A 5,363-nucleotide genomic window follows, 5' to 3' on the forward strand; every position below is an offset into this window, starting at 1 on the left:
CGAAATTGGCAACCAGCGCAAGCACGTGAAGAGCTATCTGGGCGACTTCCTGTTCTCGCCGGCGCGAGCCAATTCGCCGGTGCGCAGCCTGTCCGGCGGCGAGCGCAACCGCCTGCTGCTGGCCCGCCTCTTCGCCCGCCCCACCAATGTGCTGGTGCTGGACGAGCCCACCAACGATCTGGACATCGACACGCTGGAGCTGCTGGAAGAGTTGCTGCAGCAGTACGACGGCACGGTGTTCCTGGTCAGCCACGATCGGACCTTCCTGGACAACGTGGTCACCAGCACCATTGCCAGCGAAGGCACTGGCCAATGGCGCGAATACGAAGGTGGTGTGTCTCCGTTCACACGGTTCATGGTTGTGACCTGTGCTGCCTGAGCCAAAGCAACAGTACCACCCTGGAAGGTAGTGTATTCTCCCGTAGCCGACAAGGCCAAACGATATGTTCGTTTCGTACAGTTTCCGAAAGATTTCACCGGGTCGTTTTCTTCCACTTCAGTTAATAAAGACGCTTCCATCGGACAAGAAAATAGTTTGTCCGTTGTGAAATCTGCCTTTGAATAAACAATGTAATGTTCGATATCACCACCTCCGAAAGAATATGGATCAATGAACAAGGTTGATTGTCCCGGGATTAACGTCATGGCGTGAAAACCTTGTGGCGTTAAGTCAAACTTGACAACTTCTCCGGAATTATCCAATGGAATTCCGTCATAAGAGCGGATTTCAGGAAACTGAGCTGCCAAACCTTCCGACATGGTTTCATTTTCATGAACCTGGTAAATTCCAAATGTTCCGTCTGCTCTTGGGATCTTAACAAAAACCGGAATGTATGAAGGATCTGTGATTCGTTTTGCTCCTGCAAGCTGTTGTCTCAACAATTCGACATCCAGGTGCATCGTCGTAAACTTCGTTGGTTTAATATAACGCGTACCGCTTACAGGAATCTCGCTTTGCGTAATTGTTTTCCAGGTTCCGTCAACTGTTTTTCCTGATTGAGAATAAGAAACAGAGCATAAGGATACACCAAGAAAAAATACGCTGGAGAGTAGTATTCTTCTTTTCATAAGTAATAATTTTAGGTCTTGAATTTAGCATTTAAATCTAAAAAACCCTAAAAAATTGCTTTTTAACATTCTGCATCCTCAGAAAGTTCCGCCTGGTTTAGAAGTCATTTCGAATAGTAAGTGTGCTCCGTTTTTCAAATTCCGATAGTTCAATCTGAAATCTTTCATTCGTTTGCCATTGAGGTAAACAGCCTTTACGAACACGTTTTTCTCACTTTGATCTTTCACTTCGACGAGAATATCCGATCCGTTTTCCAGGTGGATTTTAGCCGATCTGACCAAAGGAGCACCAACAATGTAATCATCCGAACCCGGACAAACCGGGTAAAAGCCCAGGGAGCTGAAAATATACCAGGCGCTCATTTGCCCGCAGTCATCGTTTCCGCTTAAACCGTCAATTTTCGGAAGGTACTTGGTTCTTAAAACCTGCCGGATGTATTTTTGAGTGAGATCCGGTCTTCCAACCCAATCAAACAAGTAAATGATGTGGTGCGAAGGTTCGTTTCCGTGAACATACGAACCCATAATTCCTTCCCGTGTGATGTCTTCCGTGTGTTCGAAATATTGATCGGCAAGCTGCATGGTAAACAAGGAATCCAAATGAGCTGCAAAACGTTTTTTTCCACCCATCAGTGCAATCATCGAATCTACCTGATGCGGGACATACAAACTGTAGTTCCACGCATTTCCTTCAATATAACCTGCCTGGTGCGTTTCCAAAGGATCAAATTTCTCCATAAAACTTCCCGACTTCAAGCGTGCACGCATAAATCCCGACTTCGGATCGAAAACGTTTTTGTAAGCGGAACTTCTCTTCGAAAATTCGTCATAGATATCCATTCGTTTCAAGCCCAAAGCCAATTGAGCAATGCACCAGTCATCGTAAGCATATTCCAGCGTTTTGGAAACAGAACTCGAACTTTGGTCTTCTGCCACGTAACCCAAATCCATATACGAACCAATTCCGTCAAAATAACGGGTTCGCGCAGTTTGAACACAGGCATCCAACGCTTTGTTGTAATCAATTCCTTCCAAACCTTTGTTGTAAGCATCCGCAATCACCGAAACCGAATGATAACCGATCATACACCAGTTTTCATTGGCATAATGAGACCAAACAGGAAGCATTCGCTGAGCACTTTGCTCCTGATGCGCCATCATGGAAAGTACCATGTCTACATTCCGTTTTCGCTGCACGAGGTTGAAAAGCGGATGCAGGGCGCGGTAGGTATCCCACAAAGAAAAGGTCGTGTAATTGAGCTGCCGCTCCGGATTCGAATGATCTGCAAAGTCCGTACCGCGGTAAGATCCGGAAACATCCTGGTAAACTGTCGGGCCGAGACAAGTATGATAAACAGCCGTGTAAAAGTTGATCAGATCACCTTCATTGAGCATTTCCACTTCATACTTATTCAGTTCTGCCTGCCACAAAGCTTCGCCTGCTTTCCGGTAAGAATCAAAACTCCAGTTCGGGGTTTCCGACACCATGTTCAATAAAGCTCCTTCCATATTCACGTTTGAAAGAGATACTTTCAGCAGCAATTCCTTTGAAGCATCCAAATCGAATTCAAAGAAAGCCCGGAGCTGGTTCGCAGACATTTCCGGAAAATCATGCTTCAGGTCAAACTTTCTCCAAAAACCCTGGTAGACTTTTTTCGTTTGGAAATCATCGTAGCCATATGATTTAATCGGTTTGGAAAATTCAATGGCGAAATAGACAGTTCTGTTCTTTGCCCAACCGGAAGTTTGACGAAAACCAATGATGTGAAAGGCATCAACCACACGAACGTAAGTATTTACGTTCTTTCCGTCGTAATTGTAAATCCCGGAAACCAGGTCGAGAATGATGTTTGCGGAATCTTGTTCTGAAAAGGTGTATTTGTGAATTCCGACGCGTGTGGTGGTGGTTAATTCAGCCCGGATCTGATGATCATCCAATAAAACGGAATAGTAATTGGGCTTTGTGATTTCGTTTTCATGACTGTAAGCCGAACGAAAGCCACTTTGGGGATTGGAAGCAATTCCCGGATTCAATTGCAATTTTCCACTGGTTGGCATAATGAGGATGTCTCCCAAATCGGAATGTCCTGTACCACTGAAATGCGTATGACTGAATCCAACGATTGTCGGATCTTCGTATTGATATCCTGCGCAATATTTGTACACATCCGGGTTGTACTTTCCATTCACCGCATACGGAACCGTGTCTGTATCCGGGCTCAGCTGAACCATCCCGAAAGGAACGGTCGCACCCGGAAAAGTGTGTCCCATTTTGGACGTTCCGATCAACGGATTAACATATTTGAGTTTGTTCTGACCAAAAGCAGAAGCCGATACGAAAAGGATTCCGGAAAGCAAAAGTGAAAACCGCATGCAAATTGATTTTGAACTAAGATACCAATTTGGGGCAGATTTTGAAACCCGTGAAACGGATTGCTTACTTCTCGATACGCTTCCGCCTCGCTTCAGCACTCGAAGTGGCGCAATTAACGGAATCTTCTCTTAAAACCTCAAATGTTTTACCGTATGCCCGTTATTGATCAGTTGTTTCAACGAATCAATCCCGATGTTTAAATGTGCATCCACGTATCCGGCAGTTACTTTCGAATCGCTTTCACTTGTTTTCACTCCTTCCGGTGTCATTGGCTGATCGCTCACTAACAACAAAGCTCCCGTAGGGATTTTGTTTGCAAATCCGACCATAAAAATCGTAGCTGTTTCCATATCAATGGCCATTGCACGGATGCTGCTCAGGTATTCTTTGAATTTCTCATCGTGTTCCCAAACTCTGCGGTTGGTCGTATAGCAGGTTCCCGTCCAATAATCAAATCCTGCATCACGGATGGTTGTAGAAATTGCTTTTTGAAGTGCAAAGGCCGGTAATGCCGGAACTTCCGATGGAAAATAATCATTGCTGGTTCCTTCTCCCCGGATTGCCGCAATCGGTAAGATCAGATCTCCCACTTCGCTTTTGTTTTTCAAACCACCGCATTTCCCCAGAAACAAGACTGCTTTCGGTTTGATTGCCGACAACAAATCCATACACGTAGCTGCTGAAGCACTTCCCATTCCGAAGTTGATAATGGTAATTCCGTTCGCTGTTGCGCACTGCATCGGCTTGCTTTTACCAATCACTTCCACACCATACATTTCTGCAAATTTCTCCACGTAATTGTGGAAGTTGCACAACAGGATGTATTGTCCGAAGTTTGCCAATTCTTCTCCCGTATAGCGGGGAAGCCAGTTTTCTACTATTTCTGCTTTTGTCTTCATACTGTGATTTCCGTGAATTTAGCGAAGAAATTTAAAAAGCCGTGTTATTTTTATGTGAAAATGAGGCTAAAACGATATTGCATTTTGGTCACTTCCCGGTAGGAGCAATTATTACTTTCTTAAAAAGGTCCAGAAGGTTTTCTTGTTTACCCCCGTGACTTTAATCTGAGGGTATAATTCCTGGAACGATGCCGGAACTTTGATCTTTTTCGCATCTTCCCAACGCATTTTCACTCCGAAAGCTTCCTGGTTTTCTATCTCCAGGTAATCCACTTCCTGTTTGGTATGTGTCAGCCAAAAGAATACTTCCGGATTTTTATTTGCGTACTGATTGGCTTTGTAACGTTCGCTGATTACGAAGTTGCGCCACAACTCTTCTACATCATTGCGAAATTCCAGTGGCTGAAAAGCACGGATTAAGGCATTGCGGATTCCATTGTCGAGGAAATAAACCACATGGCTTTTTTTCAATTCGTAGCGGTGACCGTTGTTGTATGAGGAAATCAGGACCAGCAAATTCGCTTTTGCGAACAGTTTCACATAACGCTCAACTGTTTCATTGTCGAGGTTGCACTTTTTCCCCAGATCATTGAAGCTAATGACCTTTCCGATGTTGAAGGCCAGATGACGAAGCAGTTTAATGAGGTTTTCCTTTTTATTGATGCGCTCGGAAGCTCCTAACTGCGTAAAAATGCTCGTTTCGATGATACCGGAAATGATGTTTTCAGCTTCGGGTTGATTGAGAATAACTTCCGGGTAATAACCGTAAATCAGTCGTTGTTCCAATTCCTTGTCTTCCTGAACCAAACCATGGAATTTTGCACTTTCGGCATAGGAAAGCGGAAACAGGTTTAATTCCAATCCCTGATCGCGCAAGGCTTCCCACAAGTCTTCATGCAATTCCGGTTCAAAAGAACAAATCAAAATAATGTTTTCCAGGGAATCTGAATCAATGGCGAAATCAATGTATTCCTGTAATTGTTCCAGCAACTGAGCATCACGAATAATGACCACTTTCTTAC

4 protein-coding genes are annotated in these 5,363 nt (G+C 44.4%); 1 reads left to right on the forward strand and 3 read right to left on the reverse strand.

The features are described from left to right. Window positions 1-79 precede the first annotated feature (79 nt). Entirely contained in the window at window positions 80-379 is a 300-nt protein-coding gene (locus Q1V93_RS12535; RefSeq protein WP_300665196.1) for an ATP-binding cassette domain-containing protein, read from the forward strand. A gap of 767 nt (window positions 380-1,146) precedes the next feature. Here Q1V93_RS12535 and Q1V93_RS12540 read toward each other — a convergent pair. The 3 genes from Q1V93_RS12540 to Q1V93_RS12550 form a co-directional block, all read right to left on the reverse strand. Next, window positions 1,147-3,441: a GH92 family glycosyl hydrolase gene (locus Q1V93_RS12540; RefSeq protein WP_300665193.1), complete on the reverse strand. Its 2,295-nt coding sequence runs from the start codon at window positions 3,439-3,441 to the stop codon at window positions 1,147-1,149. Between the two features lie 129 nt (window positions 3,442-3,570). Next, the gene (locus tag Q1V93_RS12545; protein WP_300665194.1) at window positions 3,571-4,341 is read right to left on the reverse strand and encodes an AMP nucleosidase; all 771 of its coding nucleotides are present in this window, start codon (window positions 4,339-4,341) and stop codon (window positions 3,571-3,573) included. Between the two features lie 111 nt (window positions 4,342-4,452). Then, window positions 4,453-5,363, reverse strand: a 911-nt coding sequence (locus tag Q1V93_RS12550) for a DUF4143 domain-containing protein (RefSeq protein ID WP_300665195.1), incomplete at its 5' end; no start/stop codon positions are given.

This window comes from Fluviicola sp., assembly GCF_030151805.1.
Classification (GTDB): Bacteria; Bacteroidota; Bacteroidia; order Flavobacteriales_D; family Crocinitomicaceae; genus Fluviicola.